The sequence below is a fragment of the Mesorhizobium sp. M0239 genome (genome assembly GCF_040321815.1).
Classification (GTDB): domain Bacteria; phylum Pseudomonadota; class Alphaproteobacteria; order Rhizobiales; family Rhizobiaceae; genus Mesorhizobium.
Genome location: NZ_JAMYSG010000008.1, coordinates 106731 through 133524, shown reverse-complemented (window position 1 = coordinate 133524; position 26794 = coordinate 106731). Strand labels below are relative to the sequence as shown.

Annotated in this window: 27 protein-coding genes and 1 other RNA gene; 18 read left to right on the top strand and 10 right to left on the bottom strand. The window is 62.6% G+C overall.

Annotation, left to right across the window (positions count from 1 at the left end):
• Window positions 1-293 precede the first annotated feature (293 nt).
• Window positions 294-656 carry a hypothetical protein gene (locus NKI99_RS10490; protein ID WP_023811449.1) on the top strand — a complete coding sequence of 121 codons (363 nt, stop codon included), beginning with the start codon at window positions 294-296 and terminating at the stop codon, window positions 654-656.
• Window positions 657-712: 56 nt separating this feature from the next.
• On the top strand, window positions 713-1240 hold the full coding sequence (locus NKI99_RS10485) for a P-loop NTPase family protein (RefSeq protein WP_352610773.1): 528 nt from the start codon (window positions 713-715) through the stop codon (window positions 1238-1240).
• 11 nt (window positions 1241-1251) lie between these two features.
• On the opposite strand, the gene NKI99_RS10480 is transcribed toward NKI99_RS10485, so the two are convergent.
• The 7 genes from NKI99_RS10480 to NKI99_RS10450 form a co-directional block, all read right to left on the bottom strand.
• Window positions 1252-2193: a 2-hydroxyacid dehydrogenase gene (locus tag NKI99_RS10480; protein ID WP_352556146.1), complete on the bottom strand. Its 942-nt coding sequence runs from the start codon at window positions 2191-2193 to the stop codon at window positions 1252-1254.
• 29 nt (window positions 2194-2222) lie between these two features.
• Window positions 2223-3854: an ABC transporter ATP-binding protein gene (locus NKI99_RS10475; protein ID WP_352610772.1), complete on the bottom strand. Its 1632-nt coding sequence runs from the start codon at window positions 3852-3854 to the stop codon at window positions 2223-2225.
• Window positions 3851-4996 (bottom strand): ABC transporter permease, encoded by a 1146-nt coding sequence (locus tag NKI99_RS10470; RefSeq protein ID WP_352610771.1) that lies wholly within the window; start codon window positions 4994-4996, stop codon window positions 3851-3853. The genes NKI99_RS10475 and NKI99_RS10470 overlap by 4 nt, the downstream gene beginning before the upstream one ends.
• On the bottom strand, window positions 4996-6093 hold the full coding sequence (locus NKI99_RS10465) for a microcin C ABC transporter permease YejB (protein WP_013527941.1): 1098 nt from the start codon (window positions 6091-6093) through the stop codon (window positions 4996-4998). Before NKI99_RS10465 ends, NKI99_RS10470 begins: the two co-directional genes overlap by 1 nt.
• Before the next feature lie 30 nt (window positions 6094-6123).
• On the bottom strand, window positions 6124-7992 hold the full coding sequence (locus NKI99_RS10460; RefSeq protein WP_352610770.1) for an extracellular solute-binding protein: 1869 nt from the start codon (window positions 7990-7992) through the stop codon (window positions 6124-6126).
• A complete protein-coding gene (locus NKI99_RS10455; RefSeq protein ID WP_352610769.1) occupies window positions 7992-9869 on the bottom strand; it encodes an extracellular solute-binding protein in 1878 nt (625 codons plus the stop codon). Before NKI99_RS10455 ends, NKI99_RS10460 begins: the two co-directional genes overlap by 1 nt.
• 154 nt (window positions 9870-10023) lie before the next feature.
• Entirely contained in the window at window positions 10024-10707 is a 684-nt protein-coding gene (locus NKI99_RS10450) for a c-type cytochrome (protein ID WP_352610768.1), read from the bottom strand.
• A 193-nt stretch (window positions 10708-10900) separates the two neighbouring features.
• Between NKI99_RS10450 and NKI99_RS10445 the strand changes: the two genes are divergently transcribed.
• Both NKI99_RS10445 and NKI99_RS10440 read left to right on the top strand, forming a co-directional pair.
• Complete coding sequence (locus tag NKI99_RS10445) at window positions 10901-11629, top strand: 3-deoxy-manno-octulosonate cytidylyltransferase (protein WP_352610767.1); 729 nt, start codon at window positions 10901-10903, stop codon at window positions 11627-11629.
• A 9-nt stretch (window positions 11630-11638) separates the two neighbouring features.
• Window positions 11639-12502, top strand: a complete 864-nt coding sequence (locus NKI99_RS10440) for a prephenate dehydratase (RefSeq protein ID WP_127293982.1) — start codon at window positions 11639-11641, stop codon at window positions 12500-12502.
• Here the strand turns inward: NKI99_RS10440 and NKI99_RS10435 are convergent.
• From NKI99_RS10435 to NKI99_RS10425, 3 genes are read right to left on the bottom strand one after another with little or no spacing between them, the layout of a single operon-like run.
• A complete protein-coding gene (locus NKI99_RS10435; RefSeq protein WP_352610766.1) occupies window positions 12499-12804 on the bottom strand; it encodes a Dabb family protein in 306 nt (101 codons plus the stop codon). The genes NKI99_RS10440 and NKI99_RS10435 overlap by 4 nt on opposite strands.
• 37 nt (window positions 12805-12841) lie before the next feature.
• Window positions 12842-13786 carry an NAD(+) diphosphatase gene (nudC, locus tag NKI99_RS10430; protein ID WP_352610765.1) on the bottom strand — a complete coding sequence of 315 codons (945 nt, stop codon included), beginning with the start codon at window positions 13784-13786 and terminating at the stop codon, window positions 12842-12844.
• A 41-nt stretch (window positions 13787-13827) separates the two neighbouring features.
• On the bottom strand, window positions 13828-14247 hold the full coding sequence (locus tag NKI99_RS10425; protein ID WP_127293986.1) for an HIT domain-containing protein: 420 nt from the start codon (window positions 14245-14247) through the stop codon (window positions 13828-13830).
• 171 nt (window positions 14248-14418) lie between these two features.
• Between NKI99_RS10425 and ffs the strand changes: the two genes are divergently transcribed.
• The 14 genes from ffs to NKI99_RS10355 all read left to right on the top strand — a co-directional run bounded on the left by ffs (window position 14419) and on the right by NKI99_RS10355 (window position 26786).
• An RNA gene (gene ffs, locus NKI99_RS10420) (signal recognition particle sRNA small type) lies at window positions 14419-14515 on the top strand.
• 105 nt (window positions 14516-14620) lie between these two features.
• Window positions 14621-16432, top strand: coding sequence for a DNA polymerase III subunit gamma/tau (locus tag NKI99_RS10415; RefSeq protein ID WP_128305646.1), 1812 nt, complete (start codon window positions 14621-14623; stop codon window positions 16430-16432).
• A gap of 30 nt (window positions 16433-16462) precedes the next feature.
• Window positions 16463-16786 carry a YbaB/EbfC family nucleoid-associated protein gene (locus NKI99_RS10410; protein WP_013527931.1) on the top strand — a complete coding sequence of 108 codons (324 nt, stop codon included), beginning with the start codon at window positions 16463-16465 and terminating at the stop codon, window positions 16784-16786.
• A gap of 27 nt (window positions 16787-16813) precedes the next feature.
• A complete protein-coding gene (locus NKI99_RS10405) occupies window positions 16814-17203 on the top strand; it encodes a hypothetical protein (protein WP_127293990.1) in 390 nt (129 codons plus the stop codon).
• Complete coding sequence (locus NKI99_RS10400; RefSeq protein WP_352610764.1) at window positions 17181-17549, top strand: hypothetical protein; 369 nt, start codon at window positions 17181-17183, stop codon at window positions 17547-17549. Before NKI99_RS10405 ends, NKI99_RS10400 begins: the two co-directional genes overlap by 23 nt.
• On the top strand, window positions 17476-18408 hold the full coding sequence (locus tag NKI99_RS10395; RefSeq protein ID WP_128305644.1) for a cell wall hydrolase: 933 nt from the start codon (window positions 17476-17478) through the stop codon (window positions 18406-18408). The genes NKI99_RS10400 and NKI99_RS10395 overlap by 74 nt, the downstream gene beginning before the upstream one ends.
• Window positions 18409-18520: 112 nt before the next feature.
• The gene (gene recR / locus NKI99_RS10390) at window positions 18521-19126 is read left to right on the top strand and encodes a recombination mediator RecR (RefSeq protein ID WP_128305643.1); all 606 of its coding nucleotides are present in this window, start codon (window positions 18521-18523) and stop codon (window positions 19124-19126) included.
• 194 nt (window positions 19127-19320) lie between these two features.
• Window positions 19321-20598: a lytic murein transglycosylase gene (locus tag NKI99_RS10385; RefSeq protein WP_128304321.1), complete on the top strand. Its 1278-nt coding sequence runs from the start codon at window positions 19321-19323 to the stop codon at window positions 20596-20598.
• Between the two features lie 262 nt (window positions 20599-20860).
• Complete coding sequence (locus NKI99_RS10380) at window positions 20861-22504, top strand: ABC transporter substrate-binding protein (protein ID WP_128304322.1); 1644 nt, start codon at window positions 20861-20863, stop codon at window positions 22502-22504.
• Window positions 22505-22522: 18 nt separating this feature from the next.
• Complete coding sequence (locus NKI99_RS10375; protein ID WP_128304323.1) at window positions 22523-23590, top strand: ABC transporter permease; 1068 nt, start codon at window positions 22523-22525, stop codon at window positions 23588-23590.
• Window positions 23591-23888: 298 nt separating this feature from the next.
• Window positions 23889-24815, top strand: a complete 927-nt coding sequence (gene nikC / locus NKI99_RS10370; protein ID WP_023811431.1) for a nickel transporter permease — start codon at window positions 23889-23891, stop codon at window positions 24813-24815.
• Window positions 24812-25657 (top strand): ABC transporter ATP-binding protein, encoded by an 846-nt coding sequence (locus tag NKI99_RS10365; RefSeq protein WP_031213315.1) that lies wholly within the window; start codon window positions 24812-24814, stop codon window positions 25655-25657. The genes nikC and NKI99_RS10365 overlap by 4 nt, the downstream gene beginning before the upstream one ends.
• Entirely contained in the window at window positions 25654-26403 is a 750-nt protein-coding gene (locus NKI99_RS10360; protein ID WP_352554666.1) for an ABC transporter ATP-binding protein, read from the top strand. Before NKI99_RS10365 ends, NKI99_RS10360 begins: the two co-directional genes overlap by 4 nt.
• A 44-nt stretch (window positions 26404-26447) precedes the next feature.
• Window positions 26448-26786, top strand: a complete 339-nt coding sequence (locus tag NKI99_RS10355) for a hypothetical protein (RefSeq protein WP_128304325.1) — start codon at window positions 26448-26450, stop codon at window positions 26784-26786.
• Window positions 26787-26794: the final 8 nt, after the last annotated feature.

Genomic DNA, 26794 nt, shown 5'->3' with positions numbered 1-26794 from the left:
TTGACACCATGCCCTCAGCTATGGTACATTTTTGCCCATGGTGCTGATTTGTGCCAGTGACTCGCCGCACAGGCGGGTTTTTCGTTTGATGCTCCGTCAGCCACGCGCCGGCCAAGGCTCCGAAGGAACCCGTTGCCCCGAGCTCGCAGCCCTGTTGTGGCAGGCAAGCTGCCGGCGAAGGGGTCCGGCGCCGCCTCGCAAACATTCTTGCTGTGAAAAAGTCCGATTTGCATGCGCGACTGATATTTGCGATCTGCTCGCATCAGGGTGGGATATCAGGAGGAGCATAGCCGATGCGCTGGAACATGATGATCTTGGCATCTTGCTTGCTGACCGCCGGCTGTGTCGGCGGCACTTCGATGTCGGAACAGCAGGATGCGAACGTCCAGTCCTCCCTGCAATATGACAACGTGCCCTGCGACCAGTTGCTGGCGCAGCGCAACGGCTTGGCGCAGCAATACAACCTTCCGACGAAGGCCAAGCCGACCTTCTCCAACCCGGCGATGGGCTTCGGCCCGTTCACGCCTGACATGCGCTCCAAGGCCAAACGCGATACCGACAAGGCGAGCGGCGAGATCGATGCCATGAACCGGTCGATCGATCGCCGCGAATGCGGCCAGCCGGACAAGCAGAAGAAACTCGCCCTGCCTGGCTAAAGATCCGAGGCCGCCACGGGTTGAGAAGCGCAGGCAACAAACCAGGGCAGGATCGGATGCATCTCTCGGAGCTCGGGGACCGGATATGTATCTTGGGGCCGTCCAACAGTGGCAAGTCGACCCTCGCCAACGCGATTGCCCGCAAACGTGATCTGGCGACTATCCATCTAGATCAACTCTTCCATCTCCCGAACACGGATTGGGAAGCGCGCCCAAGGGACGAATTCATTGCCTTGCATGACGCCGCTATCGCCGGCGAGCGTTGGGTGATGGATGGAAATTATTCGGTTTGCATGCCCCAACGCTTTCTGCGAGCGACGGGATTGATCTTGTTGGATATATCGACGCCGACAAGCCTGCTGCGCTATATTAGGCGAACGCTGTTTGAGATTGAACGGCGCGGTGCCTTGGAGGGCGGGCACGACAGCATCAAATGGGATATGATCCACCATATCACCGTGGCCACACCGAAAAATCGCAACCGGTACCGGGCAATGTTCGAACAACTCGATCTGCCAAAGGTCCAGTTGTCGTCACTGCGGGCAATCAAGAAATGCTTCCGGGAGTGGGACCTGGCCCGATGAGGCTGTCCTGGCTAGTATCCCGCCTTGCGGTCCACCAGATTGTCGAGCTTTTCACCGCGTTCGAAGGCGTCCATCTGGCGCAGCATGATCGGCGCCAGATGCACCGGGTCGGAGGTCGCTGCCGCGTGCGGCGTCACGAACACTTTTGGATGCCCCCACAGCGGACTGGTCTTCGGCAACGGTTCGACCTCGAACACGTCGAGGCTTGCCTCCTTCAGCGTGCCGTCATCCAGTGCCCGTAAAATGTCGGCGTCCTTCTGCAGCCGGCCGCGCCCGGCATTGATCAGCACCGAGCCGCCGAGGCCGTTGCGTTTCCGCAGCTCCTTCAGCACGCCGTAGTTGATAATGCCCTTGGTCTCCGGCGTCAGTGGCAAAAGCACCACCAGGATGTCGGTCGCCTTGAGGAAGGGGATCAGTCCAGCCTCGCCGGAATAGGTCGCGACGCCTTCCATGGCCTTGTCGGTGCGCGACCAGCCATTGACGGCAAAGCCGAGCGACAAAAGCACCGAGGCCGCGGCGCGGCCGAGACTGCCGAGGCCCATGATGCCGACCGAAATGTCACCGGCCGGCCTCTGCTGTGGCTCGTGCCAGATCTTCTTCGGCTGCTGAGACCTGTAGAGCAGGCCCTGGCGGTGATGGTCGAGCACCCGCCAGACGACATATTCGGTCATGTACTGGGTGAGGTTGTCGGCGACGACCTTGACGATCGGCACATCGGGCAGGCCGGGATCGGCGAAGATATGATCGACGCCGGCGCCGATCGAAAAGATGGCGCGCAGATTGGGCAGCGACGACAACAGGTTCGGCTTCTGCTTCCACACCACGGCATAGGTGATCGAGGGGTCGCTGGCGCCGCCGGGCTCCAGCACCACCTCGCGCTCGGCCGACAGGAGCTCGCGCCAGCGCTGCGGATGAAAGCCGGTGACGGCAAGCAGGATACGGCCTTTTTCCATTGCGGTCTTTTAGTCCCTCTCTACGCAAATCACTCGCTGACGATGCCGACCGGTGCCGTCTCGATCTTGAAGGCGGCCGAGATCAGCGCCCGAGTATAGTCGGTTTGCGGATTTTCAAAAATCTGCTGGGAAGGACCAGCTTCGACGATCCTGCCATTGCGCATGACGATGACGTCGTTGGCGAGCGCGCGGATGACTTTCAAATCATGGCTGATGAAGAGATAGGCGAGATCGTGCTTGGCCTGCAGGCTGCGCAGCAGGTCGACGACCTGCGCCTGCACGCTCATGTCGAGTGCCGATGTCGGCTCGTCCAGCATGACGAAGCGCGGGTTGAGCACCATGGCGCGTGCGATGGCGACGCGCTGGCGCTGGCCGCCGGAAAACTCGTGCGGATAGCGGTTGCGTGTCGCAGGGTCTAGCCCGACCTCCTTCAGCACGGCGGCCACCTTGTCGTCGCGCTCGTCGGGCGACAGCTTCGGCTCGTGGATCTTGAGGCCTTCTTCGATGATCTCTGCGATCGACATGCGCGGGCTGAGCGAGCCGAACGGATCCTGGAAGACGATCTGCAATTCGCGCCTGAGCGGCCGCATGGCGTTGAAGGTCAGCTGGTTGATATCGCGGCCGTTGAACTGGATGGTCCCGGTCGACGAGATCATGCGTGCCAGCGCCAGGCCGAGCGTCGTCTTGCCGGAGCCGGATTCGCCGACCACGCCAAGCGTCTGGCCGGCGCGCACGGTGACATCGATGCCGTCGACCGCCTTCACATTGTCGACAGTGCGGCGGAAGAAGCCCTGCTTGATCGGGAACCAGACCTTTATGTCCTTGCCGGTCATGACAGGCTTGGCACCGGCATTGGCGGCCGGCGGCTTGCCCTTCGGCTCGGCCGCCAGCAGATGCCGCGTATAGGCATGCTGCGGATTGGCGAAGATCTCCTTGGTCGGCCCGGTCTCGACGATCTTGCCCTTGGTCATCACGCAGACGCGGTCGGCAATCTTGCGCACGATGCCGAGATCATGGGTGATGAACAGCATCGACATGCCCTTGCGGCTCTTCAAGCCGGCCAGCAGTTCGAGGATCTGCGCCTGCACGGTGACGTCGAGTGCCGTCGTCGGCTCGTCGGCGATCAGAAGTTCGGGCTCGTTGGCCAGCGCCATGGCGATCATCACGCGCTGACGCTGGCCGCCGGACAACTGGTGTGGATAGGCATCGAGGCGCTTGTGCGGATCGCGGATGCCGACCTCGTTGAGCAAGGCCAGTGTGCGTTCCTTGGCCGGGCGGTCGGCCATGCCCTGATGCAGCTTCAGGATCTCGACGATCTGCTGCTCGATCGTGTGCAGCGGATTGAGCGAGGTCATCGGCTCCTGAAAGATCATGGTGATCTTGTTGCCGCGCACCTGCCGCAACTGCTTCTCGCTCATCGCCAGCAGGTCGGCGCCCTGGAACAGGATCTTTCCCGAGGGGTGGCTGGCGCTTGGATAGGGCAGCAGCTTCAGCACCGAAAGCGCCGAGACCGATTTGCCGGAGCCGGATTCGCCGACCAGCGCCACCGTCTCGCCCTTGGCGATGTCGAACGAGATGTGGTCGACGGCCGTCGACTGGCTACCGCCCTGGCTGAAGGCGACGCTGAGGTCCTGTACGCTGAGCAAGGGGGCTTCGCTCATCTGAAGGTCTTGCGCGGATCGAAGGCATCGCGCGTCGCCTCGCCGACGAAGACCAGCAGCGACAGCATCAGCGAGATGACGACGAAGCCGGAGATGCCGAGCCACGGCGCATTGAGGTTCCGCTGCGCCTGCTTGAGCAGTTCGCCGAGCGAGGCGGAGCCGGGCGGCAGGCCAAAGCCGAGGTAGTCGAGTGAGGTCAGCGTCGAGATCGAGCCTGAGAGCAGGAAGGGCATGAAGGTCAATGTCGCCACCATGGCGTTGGGCAGCAGGTGCCGGAACATGATGGTGCGGTTGGGCACGCCGAGTGCCCGGGCCGCGTTGACATATTCGAAATTGCGGGCGCGCAGGAACTCGGCCCGCACCACGCCGACCAGCGCCACCCAGGAGAACAGCAGCATCAGGCCGAGCAGGATGAAGAAGCCCGGCGGCAGGATGGCGGCGACGATGAGCAGGAGATAGAGCACCGGGATGGCGGACCAGATTTCGATGAAACGCTGGAACAAGAGATCCGTCCAGCCGCCGAAATAGCCTTGCACGGCGCCGGCCGCGACGCCGATCAAGGCCGAGCCGGCGGTCAGGATCAGGCCGAACAGCACCGAAATGCGGAAACCGTAGATGACGCGCGCCAGCACGTCGCGCGCCTGGTCGTCGGTGCCGAGCCAATTCCAGTTGCCGACCATGCAGGCCGGGTCGGCGGCACCCTGCGGATACTGGTTGCAGCGCTTCGTGGCGTCATACTGCCACGACGGCTTGGCCGGCGCTGCTTCCGGAATGGCGTTGTTGACGGTCTGATAGGAGTAGCGCACCGGTGGCCAGATCATCCAGCCATTGGCGTTGATCTCGTCCTGGATGACCGGGTCGCGATAATCGGTGACGGCATAGAAACCGCCGAATTTTTCCTCGGGGTAGGCGACCAGCACCGGAAACAGGATCTCGCCCTTGTAGGAGGCGATGATCGGCTTGTCGTTGGCGATGAACTCGGAAAACAGCGACAGCACGAACAGGAAGAGGAAGATCCACAGCGACCAGTAGCCGCGGCGGTTGGCTTTGAAGTTCTGCAGGCGCCGCTTGTTGAGCGGCGACAGAAACGGCCGCTTTATCCGCGCGGGTGCCGCGTCCACGGGGACTGTAGCCTCCGACATCAGACGTCTCTCCGCTCGAAATCGATGCGCGGATCGACCCAGGTGTAGAGCAGGTCGGACAAGAGACCGACGAACAGCCCCAGCAGCGAGAAGATGTAAAGATTGGCGAACACCACGGGATAGTCGCGCTCGACCACCGACCGGAAGCCGAGCAGGCCGAGGCCGTCGAGGGAGAAGATGTTCTCGATCAGCAGCGAGCCGGTGAAGAAGGCCGAGATGAAGGCACCGGGAAAGCCGGCGATGACGATCAGCATGGCATTGCGGAACACGTGGCCGTAGAGCACCTGCCGTTCCGACAGGCCCTTGGCCCGCGCCGTCACCACATACTGCTTGCGGATTTCTTCGAGGAAGGAGTTCTTGGTCAACAGCGTCGTGGTGGCGAAGGCCGACAGCACCAGCGCGGTCAGCGGCAAGGTCATGTGCCAGAAATAGTCGACGATCTTTCCCCACCAGGACAATTGATCCCAATTGTCCGAGGTGAGGCCGCGCAACGGAAACCAGTCCCAGAAAGACCCGCCGGCAAACAGCACCATCAGCATGATGCCGAACAGGAAGCCCGGAATGGCATAGCCGACAATGACGACGCCGCTGGTCCAGACGTCGAAGGGAGTGCCGTCCTTGACCGCCTTGCGGATGCCGAGCGGGATCGAGATCAGGTAGGACAACAGCGTGATCCACAGCCCGATCGAGATCGACACCGGCATTTTCTCCAGGATCAGGTCGAGCACCGAAATGTCGCGGAAATAGCTGTCGCCGAAATCAAAGCGGGCGTAATTCCAAAGCATCATGCCGAAGCGCTCGAGCGGCGGCTTGTCGAAGCCGAACTGCTTCTCCAGCTTCTTGATGAATTCCGGATCGAGTCCCTGCGCACCGCGATATTTGGAACTGACGTCACCGGCGGCATCGAAATTGCCGCCAGCGCCCGCGTCGCCACCACCGCCGCCGAGGCGGTCGCTGCCGCCCTGATTGGTCAGCCGGGCGATGACCTGTTCGACCGGACCGCCGGGGGCGAACTGGATGACGGCGAAGGATATCGCCATGATGCCGAACAGCGTCGGGATCATCAAAAGGATGCGGCGCAGGATATAGGCGCCCATCAGGCCTTCTGCCCTCGTTGAGCGAACATCTCAGCCTTTGCCAATTCTTGCCGCCTTGCCCTTATCGAACCACCACAGCGTCTCGACCGGAAAGCCGAAATCGGGCTTCTGTTCGACAAAGCCGAACATGTCCCAATAGGCGACGCGGTGATTCGCCAGATAGTATGTTGGAATCCAGTCGAGCCGCGCGCGCAAGACCCGGTCGAGCGCTCTGAGCGCCGTGACGAGTTCTATACGGTCTTTCGCCTTGCCGGCTGCCGCGATCAGGGCGTCGATGGCCTTGCTTTCGGTGCCCGGATAGTTGCGCTGCCCCGGGATTTTCGCCATCCGGGAATCATAGAGCATCTGCAGGCTGTCGTCGGTCGGCGTCGCCCCGATTGACCAATGCAGCAAGGCGAGATCGAAGTCGTAATTGCTGTGCCGCTGCTCATACTGCGCCGAATCGATTTGCCGGATCGATGCGTCGATCCCGATCGCCTTCATATTCTCGGACCAAGGGGTGTAGATGCGAACGATGCCGTCGTCCTCCGCCAGCATTTCGACCCGCAGCCGCTCACCCTTGTCGTTGACGACGAAACTGCCATCGCGCTTCCAGCCGGCTTGCGCAAGCAATCTCGAAGCCTCGCCCAGCAGCTTGCGGTCATGGCCCGAACCGTCGGACAGGGGCTGTGTTACCGCTTCACCGAAAACCTCTGGCGGCAACTCGGCCCGGAACGGCTCCAGCAGGGCCAATTCCTCAGGCGAGGGCAGGCCTTCGGCCTTGTAGTCCGACCGTTCGAAATTCGATTGAGAGCGCTCGTAGGAGCCGTAAAACAGCGCCCGCTTCATCCATTCGAAATCGAAGCACCTGGCGATCGCCCGCCGCACCCGCTCATCGCGGAATTGCGGACGACGCTGGTTCAGCGCGACAGCCTGCATGTCCGGCGTCTTCTCGCCGGGAAATTCCCGTTTGACGACCTTGCCGTCCTTCAGCGCCGGAAAGTCGTAGCCGGTAGCCCATACCCGTGAGGTGAATTCCTCGCGAAAATGCGTGTCGCCTTTCTTGAAGGCCTCGAATGCCGCTTGCCGGTCAAGATAGAAGTCGATGCGGATGCGGTCGAAATTGTAGAGGCCGCGGTTCACTGGCAGATCGCGGCCCCAATAGTCGGCCACGCGGTCATATTCGACCGTCTGTCCGGCCGCCACGCGTCCAATCTTGTAGGGACCCGAGCCAAGCGGCGGTGTCATGGTCGAAGCATCGAAATCATTGGCCGTATAAAAGGCCTTGGAGACGATCGGCATCCCCACGATCGCCAGGATGTTTTGCGCCGACTGCTTGCCGTTGAGGGTTAGATCGACGGTAGCGGGATCGACCGCAACCGCGTCGGTCATGTACCGCAACGCTTGGGAAAGGTTCGGATGGCCTTTGTCTTGATAGAGCTTCAGCGAAAAGACAACGTCCTGCGCGGTCAGCGGCGAGCCGTCGTGGAAACGCGCTTGCGGTCGCAGCACGAAGCGGAAGCCGTTGCGGTCCGGCGACAGGGAAACGGTTTCTGCAAGCAGGCCATAGACCGCATCCGGCTCATCGAGCGCGCTTGTCATCAGGGAATCGAAACAGAGTTCGGTACGCGGCGGCGCCTCCCCCTTCAACACCAGTGAATTCAGCGTGTTGAAAGTCAGGAAGCTCTGATTGAGGGTCGAGTTCGGCGGCGCGAAATTCATCTGGCCGCCCTTTGGGGCGTCCGGATTGACGTAGTCGAAATGCGCGAAATTGGGCTTGTATTTGAGGTCGCCGAAGGCCGACAGGCCGTGCAGCTTGGTGCCGGTCGCAGTGTCGGCGAAGGCCTTGCCGGGCAGCAAGGCGGCGGCTGCCGCGGCACTGCACAGGGCGAGAAAGTCGCGGCGGGCAAGGGCCGCCATCAATTGCCACCCTTGTATTTGGCCGCCAGCGCCTTCTCCTTGTCCGGGTCGATCCACCAGGAATCGATGTCGGCTCCGATATAGGCAGGCTGCTTGTCGGGGAATTTGAACTTGTCCCAATAGGCCAGCCACACCGCCGACCGGTAATATTGCGGCAAGACATAGAAGTTCCACAGCAGGATGCGGTCGAGCGCATGTGTGGCGGCGACGAGATCGTCTCGATCGGTCGCGAAGATAATGCGATCGACCAGCGCGTCGACGGTCGGGTCCTTGATGCCCATCAGATTGCGCGAACCGGGCGAATCGGCAGCTCTAGAGCTCCAGAAGTCGCGCTGCTCGTTGCCCGGCGAATCCGACTGCTGCAGAATCCCGGTCACGACATCGAAATCGAAATTATTGACGCGGTTGATGTACTGCGTCTGGTCGATGATGCGCAAAGTGGCGTCGACACCGATCTTGCGCAGATTGGCGATGTAGGGGCTGGCGATCACCTGGTCTGTGTCGTTCCAGCCGAGGATTTCGAACTTGAACGGCGCGCCGGTCTTTGCATTGACCATCTTGCCGGCCTTGATCACCCAGCCCGCCTTGGCGAAGAGATCGACCGCCTGTTTCAGGTACTTCCGTTCCGCCTGCGGCGAATCGTAGACCGGCAGCTTGAACTCCTGGGTGAAAAGTTCGGGCGGCAGCTTGTCGCGGTATTTTTCCAGGATCTCCAGTTCCTTGCCTTGCGGCAATCCGCTCGACGCCAGTTCGGTGCCCTGGAAATAGCTCGACGTTCGGGTGTTGAAGCCGAAGAACAGCGTGCGGTTCATGCTCTCGAAATCGAATGGGATGGTCAGCGCCTCGCGCACCAGCCGGTCCTGGAACAGCGGGCGCCGCTGGTTGAGGACGAAGCCCTGCATCGGTTCCGGCGCCTGGGTCTGGAAATCCTTCTTGATGACATCGCCGGCTTGGAATGCCGGGAAATTGTAAGCCGTCGCCCATTTGCGCGAACTGTATTCGCGGTTGATGTCTTCCAGCCCGCCCTTGGTGAAGGCGAGCCAGGCGGCGTTGTCGTCGAGGATATAGGTGTAGCGCCGCGTGTCGAAGTTCTCGCGGCCGATCTTCACCGGCAGCTTGGCCGCCCAGTAATCCGGCACACGCTGCCAGATGATCTCCGAGCCCGGCTTGAAGCTGGCGATCTTGTAGGCCGCCGAACCGAGCGGGATTTCCAGGGTCGGCTTGGTCACGTCGCGTTTCTTGCCGTTGGCATCGGTGCCTTCCCACCAATGTTTCGGCAGTACGGCGAGGTCGCCGATTATCTTGGGCAGTTCGCGATTGCCCTTCTGGTTGAAATGGAACTCCACCTCGCGATCCGAAATCGCCACCGCATCGATGACATTCTCGAAATAGCGGCTGTATTGCGGGCTGTTGGCCTTGAGCACCTGGAACGACCAGATCACGTCATCGACGGTGATCGGCTGGCCGTCATGCCATTTGGCGCGCGGATCGAGGCGATAGGTCGCGGAGGAATAGTCGGCCGGATATTTGTAAGCATCGGCGATCAGCGGATGGCTGGTGCTGCCTTCATCGGTCGCCTGCTCCATCAGAGTGTCGTAGAGCAGACCGCCACCGAACCCGACGAGGCCGGCAGCCGGCGACCCCTGGACGACGTAGGGATTGAAGCTGTCGAATGTACCTGGCACCACCGAGTTCAGCGTGCCGCCCTTGGGCGCGTCGGGGTTGACGTAGTCGTAGTGCTGGAAATTGGCGCCGTATTTGGACTCACCGATCAGCGATGAGGTGGTGCGCCATTCGTCGGCGCGGGCAGCCTGCAATCCCGCCGCCAGAAGGGCTGCCGCCAGCAACGATTTGAGAAGCGTTCGGCCAACCGTCATGCACTATCCTCTTCGCAATGCCCGTTCCGGCAATCTAGATGATTTGGCGCCCGTGAAAACCGCCATGCGCGGCTTTGTCGCCACCTATGCGGTTTTCCCAACAAAAAAGCCGGGCTGAACCCGGCTTTTTCAAGGTCGTCGAGATGATATCTGGTTATTGGGCAGGCGCCGGTGCGGGTGCGGCCGGAGCCGGGGCGGCAGGTTTCGCGGGCGCGGCACCATCAGCCGGCTTTGCCGGAGCGGCTGCATCGGCAGGCTTGGCGGGCGCGCCTGCATCGGCGGCGGCACCCGGTGCCGGCAGCGGCTTGGGATTGTCGGACAGCGTGCGCAGATAGGCGATGACGTTGGCGCGGTCTTCTTCCTTCGGCAGGCCGGCAAAGCCCATCGCCGTGCCTTTAACGTCCTTCTTGGGCGACGTGATGAAGTGGTTGAGGTTATCGTAGGTCCACTTCTCTGTGCCGCCCTTGGAATATTCCTTCATGCCCGCCGAATAGGCGAAGCCCTCGTGAGAGGCGACCGGACGGTCGACGATATCCCACAGATCGGGGCCGACCTTGTTAGGACCGCCCTTTTCGCCGGAATGGCAGGCTTGGCACTTCTTGAAGATGGCAGCGCCCTGTTCGGCATTTGCATTGGCCAGAAGATCTGCGATCGGCTTTTCGGCTGCGGCAGGAGCGGCCGGGCCGCCTTCGGCGGGCTCCGCGGCCTCGATGGCGAAGCCGGGCTTTTCCGGCGCCGGCGAGGCAAACAGCGCATCGGACACAATGCCGACCGAAAAGACCACGAAAACGGTTCCGAGCAATCCGGCGAGCAGTTTGTTGACTTCGTTGGAATCCATACGCCCCTTGCTCCCTTTTCCGGCGGACAGAACCGTCCACTCCGTCCGTCGGTATCGTGACCCGTCCTGCCAGGGCGGTCAAATCGGGCGGAAACTAGGTCTTTTGCTGCGGCGTTGCAACACCTATAAGGGCGCTTCCAGTGAGACCTTTTGCCACTTTCCCTGTCCTCTTTCGAGACGCCTTGCACCCGAAATGTCCACGCTGATCCTGATCCCGGCCCGCATGGCTTCGACCCGCCTGCCGGGCAAGCCGCTGGCCGACATCGCAGGCGCCCCGATGATCGTCCATGTCGCCCGCCGTGCCGCCGAAGCCGGCCTCGGCCGGGTGGTGGTGGCGACCGACACGCAAAGCGTGGCGCAAGCGGTGCGCGCGCATGGTTTCGAGGCCGTGATGACGCGCACGGATCACGAATCCGGCTCCGACCGCATCCACGAAGCGCTGATCGCGCTCGACCCCGGGCGCAAGGTCGAAACCATCGTCAATGTGCAAGGCGACCTGCCGACCATCGATCCGCAGATCATCGCCGCGTCGCTCAGGCCGTTCGAGGACAGGGCGGTGGACATCGCCACGCTCGGCGTCGAGATCGTCCGCGACGAGGAAAAGACCAATCCCAATGTCGTCAAGATCGTCGGTTCGCCGCTTTTCGGCAGCAGGCTGAGGGCGCTCTATTTCACCCGTGCCACGGCGCCTTGGGGCGAGGGGCCGCTTTACCATCATGTCGGCCTCTACGCTTACCGCCGCGAGGCACTCGAGCGCTTCGTCGCGCTGAAGCCGTCGCCGCTCGAACGGCGCGAGCGGCTGGAACAGTTGCGGGCGCTGGAAGCCGGCATGCGCATCGACGCCGAGATCGTCCAGTCGCTGCCGCTCGGCGTCGACACGCCGGAAGACCTCGAACGCGCCAGACAGATCCTTTCAACCTGAGATATCGGCATGCCTGAAAAGACCAACAGAATATCCTTCCAGGGCGAGCCGGGCGCCAATTCCGACACCGCCTCCCGCAACGTCTATCCATCGATGGAGCCCTTGCCGTGCCCGACCTTCGAGGATGCGTTCAACGCGGTCGAGACGGGGAAGGCCGACCTCGCCATGATCCCGATCGAGAACACCATTGCCGGGCGCGTCGCCGATATCCATCATCTCCTGCCGGAATCGAAGCTGCACATCATCGGCGAATATTTCCTGCCGATCCATTTCCAGCTGATGGTGCTGCCGGGCGTCAGGCGCGACGAGATCAAGACGGTGCACAGCCACATCCACGCGCTTGGCCAGTGCCGCAAGTACATCCGCAAGAACGGCTGGAAGGCGATCGTCGCCGGCGACACGGCTGGTGCCGCCAAGATGGTCTCCGAGGTCAAGGACCGCACCATGGCGGCGCTGTCGCCGGCGCTGGCCGCGACCCTCTATGGGCTCGATATCATCGAGCAAAATGTCGAGGACACCGACAGCAACGTCACCCGCTTTGTCGTCCTGACCAAGAACAAGCAATGGGCCGAGCGCCCGTCACCTGACGTCAAGATGATGACGACCTTCATCTTCCGCGTCCGCAACGTGCCGGCCGCGCTCTACAAGGCGATGGGCGGCTTCGCTACCAACGGCATCAACATGACCAAGCTGGAGAGCTACCAGTTGGGGGCGTTTACGGCGACGCTGTTCTACGCCGACATCGAGGGCCATCCCGACGATCCGCTGGTCAAGCTGGCGCTGGACGAGCTCCGCTTCTTCTCACGCGAAGTGCGGATTCTCGGCGTCTATCCGGCCAGTGAGTCGCGTGAGCAGTGGAAGGTTGCGGACTAGATCACCGCGCCCAGCGGCACATAGTCGATCTCCATGAAGGTCTCGACCTCCGGCACCCAGCGGTCGCGCACGAAGGCGACATGGTCGGGATGGTCGTTGTACCTGTTGTAGGCGGCCTGGTCGGCGAACTCCATCGAGAAGCCGAAATGATAGTCATTCTTGGGGCTGATCTGCCGCAATTGCTCGAAATGCGTGACGCCTCTGATCGCGGTTAGGATTTTCTTGGCGTCGACCAGGAACCGCTTTTCCTCCAGCGAATGCGGCGGATGCTTCAGCGTGAAAACGACGGTGTGACGGATCATGTTCTGCTCCTGCAATGTCTTTCGGTGTTCGCTGCCATCATTCTGAATCGACCCAGGCGCGGATGAGGTGATGCGCAATGGCGCCTTTCGGCGGCGTGACCAGATTGTCCTTGTGCGTCCTTTCCAGCATCAGGCGCACCTCGTCGCGAAAAAACCAGCGGCAGTCCTCAAGCTCGTTGAGGTCGGCCTGGATATCGTCGTTGAGCGGTTCGCCGAAGCAGCCGATCATCAGTGAATAGGGAAACGGCCAGGGCTGGCTGGCGTGGTAGACGACGCGGCCAAGCCGGATGCCGGCTTCCTCCAGCGTCTCGCGGCGCACCGCCGCCTCGATCGTCTCGCCCGGCTCGATGAAGCCGGCAAGGGCGGAGTACATGCCCGGCGCGAAATGCCGGCCGCGCCCGAGCAGGCATTTTTCCCGCGTCGCCGTCAGCATGATCGCCACCGGGTCGGTGCGCGGAAAATGCTCGGTGCCGCAATTCGGGCAATGGCGCTTGTAGCCGCCGGCCCGCATCTGCGATTCGGTGCCGCATTTGCTGCAGAAGCGATGGCTGGCATGCCAGGCAAGCAGGGCCGCCCCTTGCGCCATCGCGCCAGCCGCCGCCTCGTCGATCAGCCCTTGCATGTAGACCGAGCGGTAGTCGATGGCCTTGACTGTTTCCGGAAGCTGTTCGGGTTCGACGCCGGCGGGCACGGCCAGCACCGGTCCTCGTTCGGAAAAGCCGAGCAGGATGCCTTGCGCCAGGAAAACCTTGAAGGGCTCGCTCTCGGTCGCGCCGAACCAGGGGTCGAGGCCGCCGCCAGCGCCGAGCTTCAGATAGAGCCGGCCGCCATGCATCAGAAGCAGCCGCGTCGCCGGGTCGGCCAGCGCCTTGTCGACCGAATCGTCGGCGCGGTTCTCGGACTGCCGGTCGATCGTGTTGCCGGCGAAGCCGACGAACTGGCTCGGCTCGCGCAAAGGCGCGTCAAACAGGCGGAAGCTCATGGGGACTCTGGAATATGTTGAGGGATGGACACTGGGAACGCTTATAGCGCCGCCTTGATCGTTTCGGCAAACCGTCGCAAGTCGGAACGTTGATAGGGCTCTCGCAGACCATGTCCCCACACAGGGCCTGGCCAGCCGGGATCGCCTTCCGAACGCGCGATGACATGGATGTGCAACTGGCGCACGATGTTGCCGAGCGCGCCGGTGTTGATCTTGGTGCAGCCGGTCGCCTTCTTCAGCGCCTGCGCCACCATATTGGTCTCGAAGGTCAGCATCGTCTGGTCGAGCGGCGTCATGTCATGGATTTCCTCCGCGCCGGGCCGCTGCGGCACCAGCAGCAGCCATGGCCAGCGGCGGTCGTTCATCACCCGCAATTCGCACAGCCCAAGCCACATCAACTGTTCGCTGTCCGCCTCCAGCCGTGCGTCCAGCGTAAATCCGGCCTCCAGGCCCGGCAGCATCGGCGTTTCCCTTGCTTTTCTTGGTTTGCTCAACACATGAAGGCTAGAGCGGCGGCAAGGGGGCTGCAAGCGAATCATTGCGCCCCTCACCCATTGGTGCGCCAATTCCATATTTTTGCGATTTCTTCGGCGGACTTGCATTTCGTCGCGCAATTGCCGATATGGAAAGCGGGAGGTTGGTGGTGGACGATCCACTCGCCAACCGGGTCAGGTCCGGAAGGAAGCAGCCCTAACGAGCCCGGAACGGGTCATTGTTCCAGCCTCCCACCTCATCGGCCCCTCTCGCGACATTGACGACGCATTGCAGCGCGGGCGAGACTACGCGCAGGAATCGGCCGCCTTCGGGCGCGGCCATTTGGAGCTTTACGGGCGTATGAGCGAAGCCGGAAATTCGGGACCAAAAAGCCTGGAGATAGGCAAGGCCGCCGCCTATCGCGTGCTGGCGCGCAAGTACCGTCCTTCGAACTTCTCCGAGCTGGTCGGCCAGGAGCCGATGGTGCGCACCCTCACCAATGCCTTTGCCACCGGCCGCATCGCCCAGGCCTGGATGCTGACCGGGGTGCGCGGCGTCGGCAAGACCACGACGGCGCGCATCCTCGCGCGGGCCCTGAATTATAAAACCGCTGATATCGACCAGCCTTCGGTCGACCTCGCGGTGCTCGGCGAGCATTGCCAGGCGATCATGGAGGGCCGCCATGTCGACGTCATCGAGATGGACGCCGCCTCGCATACCGGCATCGACGACATCAGGGATATCATCGAGCGCGTGCGCTATGCGCCGGTGTCGGCCCGTTACAAGGTCTATATCATCGACGAAGTGCACATGCTGTCGACGCAGGCCTTCAACGGCCTGCTGAAGACGCTGGAAGAGCCGCCGCCGCACGTCAAATTCATCTTCGCCACCACCGAAATCCGCAAGGTCCCGATCACTGTCCTGTCGCGCTGCCAGCGCTTCGACCTGAGGCGCATCGACGCCGGCGCGCTGGTCGCGCATCTCGGCTCGATTTCGGCCCAGGAAGGCATTGCGGTCGACGACGACGCGCTGGCGATGATCGCGCGCGCCGCCGAAGGCTCGGCCCGTGATTCGCTCTCCATCCTCGACCAGGCGATTGCCCATGGCGCCGGCACTGTCGGTGCCGCGGCTGTGCGGGCGATGTTGGGACTTGCCGACCGCGCCCGCATCGTCGACCTGTTCGAACATGTGATGAAGGGCGATGTGGCGGCAGCGCTCGGCGAATTCCGCGCGCAATACGACACCGGCGCCGATCCGGCAGCCGTGCTGACCGATCTTGCCGAGTTCAACCACCTCGTCACCCGGCTGCGTTTCGTGCCGACGGCCATCGAGGATGCCTCGCTGTCCGAGGACGAGCGGCAGCGCGGCGCCGATTTCGCAAGGACGCTGTCGGTCAGGGTGCTGTCGCGGACATGGCAGATGCTGCTCAAGGGCATTCCCGAAGTGCAGTCCTCCAACCGGCCGGTCAGTGCCGCCGAAATGGTGCTGATCCGGCTGGCGCATGCCGCCGACCTGCCGACGCTGGATGAGGCGTTGAGATCGCTCGAGGGCGGAGCGTCGGTCCAAAGCGGCGCGCCGCGCCCGAATGGCGCGCCTGCAAGTTCCGGCAACGGCGGTGGCGCCGGCGCGGTGGCGCAGACGCGCATGCCCGCCGGTCCTGGCGGTGCGCAGACCATGCGGCTGGTCGAAGCCTCGCCTGCTGCCGTTGCCTACGTCGCTCCTCCGGAGCCGGCCATGGAATCGGCGCCGCTGAAATCGCTGGCCGACATCATTGCGCTCGCCGATGCGCAGCGTGACATCGCCTTCAAGGTGCTGGTCAAGAGCTGCATCCGGTTTGTGCGCATCGAGCCCGGCCGCATCGACGTCGGCCTGACCGGCGATGCGCCCAAGATGCTGCTCAACGACCTGACGACGAAATTGCGCGCCTGGACCGGCCGCAGCTGGCTGGTCTCGCTGTCGAAGGAAGAGGGCGGCCAGACGCTCGCCGAAATGGAATCGGCCAAGCGCGAGACGGCTTTTCTCGATGCCAAGAGCGACCCGACCGTGGCCGCTATCCTGGCGCGCTTTCCCGGCGCCAAGATCATCGACGTGCGCATTCCAGACGCGCCGGAAGCCGAAACGACAGAGGCTGAAGTGCCGGTCGAGCCGCCGGCTGACGACGATGAACCCTAATCCAGCCACGAATCCGCAAAGGACCCGACCATGAAAGATCTTCTCGGCCTGATGGGCAAGGCGAAGGAAATGCAGGCCAAGTTCCAGGCCATGCAGGACGAGATCGCCACGCTGGAAGCGTCCGGCCAGGCCGGCGGCGGCCTGGTCAATGTGACGCTGACCGGAAAATTCGAGATGAAGTCGCTGAAGATCGATCCGTCTCTGTTCAAGGAAGACGATGTCGAGATCCTGGAAGACCTGGTGCTGGCCGCTCACAACGACGCCAAGACCAAGGTCGAGCAGATCATGCAGGAAAAGACCAAGGCGCTGACCGCAGGTCTGCCGATCCCGCCGGGAATGAAACTGCCCTTCTAGCATTCGGCGTGCGCGCCCATCATCGACATGACCGAAGAGCCCTCCGAAAGACTGATCGAGCAGCGTATCCGCAACAGGATCTACGAGATCCTGGAAATCCTGGCCGATTGTGACGACGGCGTCGATCTCGTCGGCATCAAGGGTTATTTCTATCTGTTCGAGGATTTCGTCCATCGCCCTTCGATCGAAGCCGGCACATCGGCGCTTTCGAAGGACGAGCGCGCGATCGTGCTGGAGATCGCCGAATTCCTGGAGGCGGCAAGCGAGACAAATCCGGACTTCACCAAGGCTGAGTTCATTGACAGCGACTGGCCGGGAAAGATCGCCCCGACGGCCAGGGAGGCGCGGACGCTGTTCCTCCGGCGCGGCCTGTTTTCGGAGAAGGTCGAGGAGCTTGAGCCTGGCCAGCGGCCGTGATTGCGGCCGGGCTGCAGACCGGTTCCAGGAGAAATTAACAGCGTTTGCCCGGGAAAAGCGCGTAGTGCTTTCCCTTGGGGCAATTGCGGCGAAACAAAGAGAGAGAGGTCATCGCCTTTGTGAAATGATGGGTGCGATCTATCTGGAAAACCAGGAAATTGTGCCAATTTGGCAACAGCGCGTTGTTAATAACGTTTTGGCCATCATTTTGCCCGAAAGTGTCTCATTCTTGCCGCAGCCTGGGGGCGGGCACGAAGTGAGAGGGTTACCTGTTGATTTCTACGCGATGGAAGACGCCGCTGTTGCTCGGCGCCGTCATTTCACCCCTGTTTTTGGCTGCCTGTAGCCAGACCACTTCACACGGCATGTCCGTCGCCAGCCTGACCGACGCCATCACGCCGGGTTTCCTGAGCTCCCGGGCGTACAGCCACACGCCGAAGGACAAGGAATGCCTGGAACGGGCGATGTTCTTTGAATCCAACCGCTCGAGCCGCGACGGCATGATCGCGGTCGGCACGGTGGTGATGAACCGGCTGCGCTCCGGCAAGCACGGCAGCACCATCTGCGCGGTGGTGGGCGAGCGCGGGCAGTTTGCCCCCGGCGTCATGACAAGGCCGATGAATTCACGCGCAATGCCCGATGTCGAGGAAGCCGCCGACGCGGTGCTGAAGGGGGAGCGCAAGTCCAAGCTCAAGAACACCATGTTCTTCCACACCGCCGGCCTACGCTTCCCCTACAAGAACATGCACTACACCATGGTTGCCGGCGGCAATGCCTTTTACGAGAAGCGCGGCCGCAACTGGCAGCCGCTGCCGGACGAGCCGCAGGTCGCCATTGCCTCGGCGGCGCCGCAGAAGCCAGCGGAGCCGGTGACGATGGTCGCGTCCGCCGAGCCGGTGCGTCCGGCCAAGCCGGCCACCGTCCGGTCCGCTCCTGCCCAACAGACCTATATGACCGCGGCCGCCGCGCCGGCCGCGAAATCTGCGCGTGTCTCGGCGGAGCCGACGGTGGTGGCGATGCAGGAGCCGATGGAGGAACCGGATGCCGCCCGTTTTGGCGGAACCTTGAACACAAGGACGAGGGTCATCTCCTCGGTCGAGGAAGCGCCGCAAGAGGCGTCTATGGGTTTCCAGTCGACGCCTGAGAACACCGACGCTGTCGGCGCGATGATCGTCAGCCAGGGCCGGCCGCTCGAAACCAACTGATCTGCTCTCCATGATCCCATGGGCCCCGCCCATTTTGGTCCGCCAAGGCCAATATGGCGGTCATGCGTATGCGGATGTTCCAAAGCGCTCTGAAAAATCCTAGATCAGAGCGATGTCGAAGCGAATCGCCGGTCCCGAGATCGAACGTCTGATCCAGCTCCTGGCCAAGGTGCCGGGGCTGGGTCCCCGTTCGGCCAGGCGTGCCGCCCTTCATCTGATCAAGAAGAAGGAGCAGCTTCTGTCGCCGCTGGCCGCCGCCATGGCCGAGGCGGCCGACAAGGTGCGCATCTGCTCGACCTGCGGCAATGTCGATACATCGGACCCTTGCATGATCTGCACCGATCCGCGCCGAGATGCCGGCACCATCATTGTCGTCGAGGACGTCTCCGACCTGTGGGCGCTGGAGCGCGCGGCGGCGATGAATGTGCGTTACCACGTTCTCGGCGGCACGCTGTCCCCGCTCGACGGCATCGGCCCCGAGCAGCTCAACATGCGCTCGCTGATCGACCGCGTCGCCGGTGGCGAGGTCAAGGAGATCATCCTCGCCGTCAATGCTACGGTGGAGGGCCAGACGACCGCGCATTACCTCACCGATCAGCTGTCCGGCTTCGATATCAAGGTGACACGACTGGCGCATGGCGTGCCTGTCGGCGGCGAACTCGACTATCTCGACGAGGGCACGCTGGCCGCGGCGCTGCGCTCGCGGACGGCGTTTTGACAAAGTTGCGGCAGAGGATGCGGATCATGATTGTTGCGCATCCGTCGAGGCTGGTGCCAAGCACCCCCCTCTGTCCTGCCGGACATCTCCCCCGCAAGGGGGGAGATCGGATGTCATCTTTGTTTTCGCAAATCGCCGACATTGCAACAAGAGCGCCGCCGATGAAGCGGCCAATCTCCCCCCTTGCGGGGGAGATGTCCGGCAGGACAGAGGGGGGTGTGAAGGAACGCAAACCTCTCAGATTGGCTCTGTTTTCCTTTTTTGCAGTTCTTCTCGCGGTCCTCCTTTCCACCCCCGCCTCCGCCGCAAAGATCGACGACCAGTTTCGCGCCTGGCTGCAGAACGACCTTTGGCCGCAAGCCAGGGCGAAAGGCATTTCCAAAGCCACCCTCGATGCCGCCTTCGACGGCATCAATCCCAATCTGAAGCTGCCCGACCTGGTCAAGCCGGGCGATAAGGCGACCACGCCGCAGAAGCAGCACCAGGCCGAATTCGGCTCACCCGGCGCCTATTTCGCCGAGAAGACGGTTCGCGCGGTGACGGCGGGCGGCCGGGCGCGCGAAGCCACCAATGCCAGGACACTTGCATCTATCGAAAAGCGCTACGGCGTGCCGGGCGAAGTGCTGCTGGCGATCTGGGGCCGCGAGACCGGATTCGGCGCGGCGAAGATGCCCTACGACGCCTTCGAAGTGCTGGGCACCAAAGCGTTCATGTCGACCAGGAAGGACTTCTTCCGCACCGAACTGCTTGCTGCACTCGAGATCGTCGAGCGCGGGCTGGCTCCGGTCGGCGCGATGAAATCGTCCTGGGCCGGAGCGCTCGGCCAGCCGCAATTCATGCCGACCTCGTTCCTGAAACATGCCGTCGATTTCGACGGCGACGGCCGCGCCGACATCTGGAACTCGACGCCGGACGTGCTGGCCTCGATCGCCAATTATCTCGTCCACTATGGCTGGGTAAAGGGCCGTGGCTGGGGTTTCGAGGTGATGGTGCCGGAAAGCGTTTCCTGTTCGTTGGAAGGCCCGGACCAGGGCAAGAAAATCTCCGAATGGGCGGCAATGGGCGTTAGGCGCGTCGGCGGCAAGCCGTTTCCAGCGAGTGAGATGAAGGCCGAAGGCTTCCTGCTGATGCCGGCAGGGCGCAGCGGTCCGGCCTTTATCGCCACGCCCAATTTCTACGTGCTGAAGCAGTACAACACCAGCGACCTCTACGCGCTGTTCATCGGCCATGGCGCCGATCGCATCGCCCATGGCGATTCGAATTTTGCCGGCAGCTGGGGCGCGGTCGGCGGGCTCCACCGTTCGGACATAGCCGCTCTGCAACGCGCGCTGGAAGCCAAGGGCTATGACGTCGGCAGCGCCGATGGCCTGCCCGGCTTCAAGACCCGCCGTTCGATCGGCATTTGGCAAGCCAAGAACGGCCGCGCCGCCACCTGCTTCCCTGACACCAGCCTGGTCGCGGCGCTGAGATAGCCGCGACATTCGCCAGATTATCCTCGATCGGCAGCCTCGATTGGCTGGCCGATGCGTCGACATCCCACCGGCCTTTCGGGCCCATTGAGCCATCGTATAAATGCTCGTTGCCCGCCACGAGGCTGCCGGATATGGTGTTGACCAACTGGACAAAAACCGCAACGGTAAGAGATCACTGGGGCCTTCTCCAGGCCCGAAAAGAATTGCACAATCCTGAGCCGGGAACTCAGGTCAACAAACAACAAAACAGGGAACAATCACGATGATGATGGAAAAGTTTGCTCTACGCTCTCGCTTCCTGCTGGCGGGTGCAGCCATGTCCGCGCTGCTTCTGGCCGGCGCGCCCGCCGGTGCGGTCACGCCCGCCGACACGCTGGTCGAAGGTTTCGCGATCGACGACATCATCTCCATGGATCCGGGCGAGGCGTTCGAGCTGTCGACCGCCGAGGTCACCGGCAACACGTATGATCTGCTTGTCCGTCTCGACCTCAGCGACACCTCCAAGGTCAAGGGAGACCTTGCCGAAAGCTGGACCGTCTCCGATGACGGCCTGACCTACACATTCAAGCTCAAGCCCGGCCTGAAATTCGCTTCCGGCAATCCGATCACCGCGGCCGACGTCGCCTGGTCGTTCGAACGCGCCGTCAAGCTCGACAAGAGCCCGGCCTTCATCATCGGCCAATTCGGCATCAGCGGCGACAACGTCGCCGAGAAGGCCAAGGCGGTCGACGAGACCACCTTCCAGTTCACCGTCGACAAGGCCTATGCGCCGAGCTTCGTGCTGAACTGCCTGTCGGCAACGGTTGCATCGGTGGTCGACGCCAAGCTGGTCAAGGAACATGTCGCTGCGGTGACGCCGAGCGCCGACTACAAATGGGACAATGATTTCGGCAATGCCTGGCTGAAGACCGGCTATGCCGGCTCCGGCGTCTTCAAGCTGCGCGAATGGCGGGCCAATGAGGTGGTCGTTCTCGAGCGCAACGATAATTACTACGGCGAGAAGGCCAAGCTTGCCCGCGTCATCTACCGCAACATGAAGGAAAGCTCGGGCCAGCGCCTGGCGCTCGAGGCCGGCGACATCGACGTTGCCCGCAATCTCGAGCCGAACGACCTCGACGCCATCGCCAAGAACGCCGATCTCATCTCGACCAGCGCGCCGAAGGGCACGGTCTATTACATCAGCCTCAACCAGAAGAATGCCAACCTCGCCAAGCCCGAGGTCCGCCAAGCCTTCAAATACCTGGTCGACTACGATGCGCTGAGCTCGACGATCCTCAAGGGCATCGGCGAAATCCACCAGACCTTCCTGCCGAAGGGTGTGCTCGGCGAATTGGATGAGAATCCGTTCAAGTTCGATGTCGCCAAGGCCAAGGAATTGCTGGCCAAGGCCGGTCTGCCCGACGGCTTCAGCGTAACCATGGACGTACGCACCGGTCAGCCGACGACCGGCATGGCGGAATCGATCCAGCAGACGCTCGGACAGGCCGGCATCAAGCTCGAGATCATCCCGGGCGACGGCAAGCAGACGCTGACCAAGTACCGCGCCCGCAACCACGACATCTATATCGGCCAGTGGGGCCAGGATTATTTCGACCCGAATTCCAACGCCCAGACCTTTGCCTCGAATCCGGACAACTCGGATGCGGGTAAGTCCAAGACGCTGGCCTGGCGCAACGCCTGGGACATTCCGGACCTGACCAAGGAGACGGAAGCAGCGCTGCTCGAGAAGGACGCCGGCAAGCGCGCTGACATGTACAAGGATCTCGAGAAGAAGATCCTGGACACCAGCCCCTTCGTCGTCATCCACCAGCAGCTGGAAGTGGCCGGCCTGCGCAAGAACCTCAAGGGCTTTGCCCTCGGCCCGAGCTTCGACAGCAATTTCGTCGGGCCGGTGTCCAAGGAATAGTGCTCGCGGACACGCCGCATGAGCACGGTTGAAAAGGAAGTGGCGGCGGGGCGCGGCAGCGCCCGTGCCGTCGCTATTGCATCATCGCTTGGCCGTTTCCTGGTCATCGCGATCACGACCTATCTTGGTCTGCTCGCGGTCACCTTCTTCATCGGTCGCGTCATCCCGATCGACCCGGTGCTGGCGGTGCTCGGCGACCGGGCGCCGGCCAATGTCGTCGAGCGCACGCGCCGCGAGATGGGCCTCGATTTGCCGCTGGTCGAGCAGTTCTACATCTATGTGAAAAATGCCCTGAACGGCAATTTCGGTGTCTCTGTGCTGACCACCAATCCTGTCATGACCGACATTCGCCGGGCGCTTCCGGCCACGACGGAACTGGCGACGCTGGGGACGCTGATCGGCGCGCTGTTCGGCGTACCGCTTGGCGTGCTGGCCGCGGTCAGGCGCGGCAGTTTCATCGATCAGATCGTGCGTATCATCGGCCTGATCGGCTATTCCGTGCCGATCTTCTGGCTGGGACTGCTGGCGCTGGTGCTGTTTTACGCCAAGCTGCAATGGGTTGCCTTCCCCGCGCGGCTCGACATCGTCTACGAATACACCTTTACGCCGATCACTGGCTTCTATCTCCTCGACTCTGCGATGCAGGGGCAGTGGGACGTTTTTTACGACGCCTTCCGCCACATCATCCTGCCGGCCTCGCTGCTCGGCTATTTCTCGCTCGCCTATATCAGCCGCATGACGCGCTCGTTCATGCTCAACGAATTGTCGCAGGAATATATCGTCGCGGCGCGCGCCAAGGGCCTGTCGGAAACCCGCATCATCTGGGGCCACGCGCTGCGCAATGCGGCGGTGCCGATGGTGACGGTGATCGCGCTCTCCTATGCCGGGCTGCTCGAAGGTTCGGTGCTGACCGAGACCGTCTTCTCATGGCCGGGCATCGGCCTCTACATCACCAACTCGCTGCAGAACGCCGACATGAATGCGGTGCTCGGCGGCACCATCGTCATCGGTTCGGTCTTCATCGCCATCAACCTTCTGTCCGACCTTCTGTATCGGGTCCTCGATCCGAGGACGAAGGTTCAATGAGCAGAGGTATTCCACTTTCGGGCCTAGAGCAGTTCACCGTTTCACGGAAACGGCTACCCGCTCTAACTCCTTGTTTTTACGCAATTCCGGACGGAAAACCGTTTCACACTTTTCCTGGAATTGCTCCAGCTGCGGCCAATCACCCCCACTCCGGCCCTTCGGGTCACCTCTCCCCCTGCCCGGGGGAGAGGAAAAGCCGGTCGCACGCTTCGCGCCTTTCCTCTCCCCCGTCGTGCGGGGGAGAGGTGGTCTGCGAAGCAGGCCGGAGTGGGGGTCGACAGCTCCAAGAGGCATCATCATGACCGCCTCCGACGCCCGTCCTCTCTCTCGTCGCGACTGGCTGCTCAGCGAGCGGCCGGCCTCGCGCACCCAGGCGAGGCTCGGCCGCGCCTATGTGGCGTGGCGGCGCTTTTCCGCCAACCGGCTGGCCTTTCTCGGCCTGCTCATTATCATTGCCTTGCTGATCGTTGCCGCCCTTGCCGGTGTGCTGGCGCCTTATTCTCCGACGTTCGGCGACCTGAAGAACGCGCGCCTGCTGGCGCCGAGCACCGAGCACTGGTTTGGCACCGACGATCTCGGCCGCGATATCCTGTCGCGCATCCTCTACGGCTCGCGCTGGACCCTTTATGTGGTCATCCTGGTCGCCATCATCGCGGCACCGATCGGCCTTCTGGTCGGCACGGTGGCCGGCTATGCCGGCGGCTGGACCGATGCCATCCTGATGCGCATCACCGACATCTTTCTCGCCTTTCCCAAGCTGATCCTGGCGCTGGCGTTTGTTGCAGCACTTGGCCCCGGCATCGAGAATGCGGTGCTGGCCATCGCCATCACCTCATGGCCGCCCTACGCCCGCATCGCGCGGGCAGAGACGCTGACGGTGCGCAATTCCGATTACATCAAGGCGGTGCAGCTGATGGGCGCCTCGCCCTTCCGCATCGTGCTGCGCCATATCATGCCGCTTTGCATTTCGTCCCTGATCGTCAGGGTGACGCTCGACATGGCCGGCATCATCCTGACCGCCGCCGGGCTCGGTTTCCTCGGCCTCGGCGCGCAACCGCCGCTGCCGGAATGGGGCACGATGATCGCGTCGGGGCGCCGCTTCGTGCTCGACCAGTGGTGGGTGGCCGGTGCGCCGGGCTTCGCCATCCTCATCGTCAGCCTCGGCTTCAACCTGCTCGGCGACGGCCTGCGCGACGCGCTCGATCCCCGCAGTGGTGACCAATGAGCAGGGAAACGAAGACGCTGCTCGAGGTCGACGATTTGCGCGTCACCTTCCCGACCCGCACCGGGCTGATCGAGGCGGTTCGCGGCGTCTCCTTCTCGCTCGGCCGCGAACGGCTCGGCATCGTCGGAGAATCCGGCTCCGGCAAATCGCAGACCGGCCGCGCCATCATGGGCCTGACGCCGCCGCAGGCGCGGATATCGGCCAACAAGCTCGCCTTCGACGGCATCGACCTGCTCAGCGTCTCGCCGCGCGAACGCCGGGCGCTGCGCGGCAAGCGCATCGCCATGATCCTGCAGGATCCGAAATACTCGCTCGACCCGGTGATGAGCATCGGCCGCCAGATCGTCGAAACGCTGCGCACGCATGAAAAGGTCGGCAAGGCCGAGGCGCGCGACCGCGCATTGGCCATGCTGGAGGCGGTGCAGATCCGTGATCCCTCTCGCGTCTTCAACCTGCATCCGCATGAAGTGTCCGGCGGCATGGGCCAGCGCGCCATGATCGCCATGATGCTGATCGCCGGTCCGGAAATGATGATCGCCGACGAGCCGACCTCGGCGCTCGACGTCACCGTGCAGCTTGATGTGCTCGGCATTCTCGACCGGCTGGTCAGTGAGCGCGGCATGGGGCTGATCTTCATCTCGCACGATCTGCGCCTGGTCTCATCCTTCTGCGACCGCGTCATCGTCATGTATGCCGGCAAGGTGGTCGAGCAGCTCAAGGCGTCCGAACTCGGCCATGCCCAGCATCCCTACACGCGCGGCTTGCTCAATTGCATGCCCAAGATCGGTGCCGACCGCCACCCGCTGCCGGTGCTCGACCGCAAGCCGGAGTGGGCGGCATGACTTCTGCGATTGCCGTCGACAGGCTGGAAGTGATCTTCGACCGTTTTCGCGCACTGAAGGGCGTCAGCCTCGACGTGCAGCCGGGTGAATCCTTTGGCCTGGTCGGTGAATCCGGCTCCGGCAAATCGACGCTGCTTCGGGCCATCGCCGGCCTTGCGCCGGTCGCATCGGGCAGCATCGCCGTCAACGGCAAGACGCTCGGGCCACGCCGCGACAAGGCCTTCTACCGCGAAGTGCAGATGGTCTTTCAGGATCCGTACGGCTCGCTGCACCCGCGCCAGACCGTCGACCGCCTGCTGCAGGAGCCGCTTGCCATCCACGGCTTCGCCGATGGCGAAAAGCGCATCCAGCGGGCGCTCGACGAGGTCGGGCTGGGAAACGGCTTTCGCTTCCGCTATTCGCACCAACTATCGGGCGGCCAGCGCCAGCGCGTGGCGATTGCCCGTGCCCTGATCCTCGAACCTTCGATCCTGCTGCTCGACGAGCCGACCTCGGCGCTCGATGCCTCGGTGCAGGCGGAAGTGCTCAACCTGTTGGAAGAGGTACGCAAGCGGCGCAAGCTGACCTTCCTGATGGTCAGCCACGACCTCGCCATCATCACCCATATGTGCGAGCGGCTGATGGTGATGCAAAGCGGCGAGGCGGTTGAGAACCTGGCGGCGGCGGATCTCGTCGAACGTCGCGTGACGAAGGACTATACTCGCAACCTGCTGAGAGCGAGCGACGGGTTTGTGAGAACCGCCTGAATTCGTCTTCCTGTGTGCAGAACCAACCGTCTTCAGGGATTCCGATGGAGGAATGGAAGTTTGCGGATCCGCCCAACCTCGCGGTGTTGTCGGACAAGAGCCTATTTAAACGTGGCGACTGGATCGCATACGTTGTGCATGAAGATGACGACGACGACAGCTACAACGACGAAGGTGGCAGTTGGCAATTCTACAGCAGCGACACTCGAGATTGGGATGAACGCGAGGTAATGCTCGTAGGCCTGCAAGAGGTGGTTCAACTGGATGAAACCATCGTGGAGTTGGCCGATTTGCCGAAAGGTTGGCATGCCTGGCGCACCTCAAAATCGTCGCCGTGGCAACGCGCCAAGTCACGCCCCGTACCCTCCAACGACAACGAATGACCCGGCAA

What these genes read in the sequence shown, in the direction of transcription:
- NKI99_RS10435 (WP_352610766.1), bottom strand. Translation starts at nt 12,804, where the DNA reads ATGATCCGTCACACCGTCGTTTTCACGCTGAAGCATCCGCCGCATTCG.
- NKI99_RS10355 (WP_128304325.1), top strand. Translation starts at nt 26,448, where the DNA reads ATGGAGGAATGGAAGTTTGCGGATCCGCCCAACCTCGCGGTGTTGTCG.
- NKI99_RS10475 (WP_352610772.1), bottom strand. Translation starts at nt 3,854, where the DNA reads ATGAGCGAAGCCCCCTTGCTCAGCGTACAGGACCTCAGCGTCGCCTTC.
- NKI99_RS10365 (WP_031213315.1), top strand. Translation starts at nt 24,812, where the DNA reads ATGAGCAGGGAAACGAAGACGCTGCTCGAGGTCGACGATTTGCGCGTC.
- nikC (WP_023811431.1), top strand. Translation starts at nt 23,889, where the DNA reads ATGACCGCCTCCGACGCCCGTCCTCTCTCTCGTCGCGACTGGCTGCTC.
- NKI99_RS10455 (WP_352610769.1), bottom strand. Translation starts at nt 9,869, where the DNA reads ATGACGGTTGGCCGAACGCTTCTCAAATCGTTGCTGGCGGCAGCCCTT.
- NKI99_RS10385 (WP_128304321.1), top strand. Translation starts at nt 19,321, where the DNA reads ATGTCCGGCAGGACAGAGGGGGGTGTGAAGGAACGCAAACCTCTCAGA.
- NKI99_RS10410 (WP_013527931.1), top strand. Translation starts at nt 16,463, where the DNA reads ATGAAAGATCTTCTCGGCCTGATGGGCAAGGCGAAGGAAATGCAGGCC.
- NKI99_RS10415 (WP_128305646.1), top strand. Translation starts at nt 14,621, where the DNA reads ATGAGCGAAGCCGGAAATTCGGGACCAAAAAGCCTGGAGATAGGCAAG.
- NKI99_RS10425 (WP_127293986.1), bottom strand. Translation starts at nt 14,247, where the DNA reads ATGCTGCCGGGCCTGGAGGCCGGATTTACGCTGGACGCACGGCTGGAG.
- NKI99_RS10405 (WP_127293990.1), top strand. Translation starts at nt 16,814, where the DNA reads ATGACCGAAGAGCCCTCCGAAAGACTGATCGAGCAGCGTATCCGCAAC.
- NKI99_RS10490 (WP_023811449.1), top strand. Translation starts at nt 294, where the DNA reads ATGCGCTGGAACATGATGATCTTGGCATCTTGCTTGCTGACCGCCGGC.
- NKI99_RS10445 (WP_352610767.1), top strand. Translation starts at nt 10,901, where the DNA reads ATGTCCACGCTGATCCTGATCCCGGCCCGCATGGCTTCGACCCGCCTG.
- NKI99_RS10460 (WP_352610770.1), bottom strand. Translation starts at nt 7,992, where the DNA reads ATGGCGGCCCTTGCCCGCCGCGACTTTCTCGCCCTGTGCAGTGCCGCG.
- recR (WP_128305643.1), top strand. Translation starts at nt 18,521, where the DNA reads ATGTCGAAGCGAATCGCCGGTCCCGAGATCGAACGTCTGATCCAGCTC.
- NKI99_RS10480 (WP_352556146.1), bottom strand. Translation starts at nt 2,193, where the DNA reads ATGGAAAAAGGCCGTATCCTGCTTGCCGTCACCGGCTTTCATCCGCAG.
- NKI99_RS10465 (WP_013527941.1), bottom strand. Translation starts at nt 6,093, where the DNA reads ATGGGCGCCTATATCCTGCGCCGCATCCTTTTGATGATCCCGACGCTG.
- NKI99_RS10450 (WP_352610768.1), bottom strand. Translation starts at nt 10,707, where the DNA reads ATGGATTCCAACGAAGTCAACAAACTGCTCGCCGGATTGCTCGGAACC.
- NKI99_RS10380 (WP_128304322.1), top strand. Translation starts at nt 20,861, where the DNA reads ATGATGATGGAAAAGTTTGCTCTACGCTCTCGCTTCCTGCTGGCGGGT.
- NKI99_RS10440 (WP_127293982.1), top strand. Translation starts at nt 11,639, where the DNA reads ATGCCTGAAAAGACCAACAGAATATCCTTCCAGGGCGAGCCGGGCGCC.
- NKI99_RS10485 (WP_352610773.1), top strand. Translation starts at nt 713, where the DNA reads ATGCATCTCTCGGAGCTCGGGGACCGGATATGTATCTTGGGGCCGTCC.
- NKI99_RS10375 (WP_128304323.1), top strand. Translation starts at nt 22,523, where the DNA reads ATGAGCACGGTTGAAAAGGAAGTGGCGGCGGGGCGCGGCAGCGCCCGT.
- NKI99_RS10470 (WP_352610771.1), bottom strand. Translation starts at nt 4,996, where the DNA reads ATGTCGGAGGCTACAGTCCCCGTGGACGCGGCACCCGCGCGGATAAAG.
- NKI99_RS10360 (WP_352554666.1), top strand. Translation starts at nt 25,654, where the DNA reads ATGACTTCTGCGATTGCCGTCGACAGGCTGGAAGTGATCTTCGACCGT.
- nudC (WP_352610765.1), bottom strand. Translation starts at nt 13,786, where the DNA reads ATGAGCTTCCGCCTGTTTGACGCGCCTTTGCGCGAGCCGAGCCAGTTC.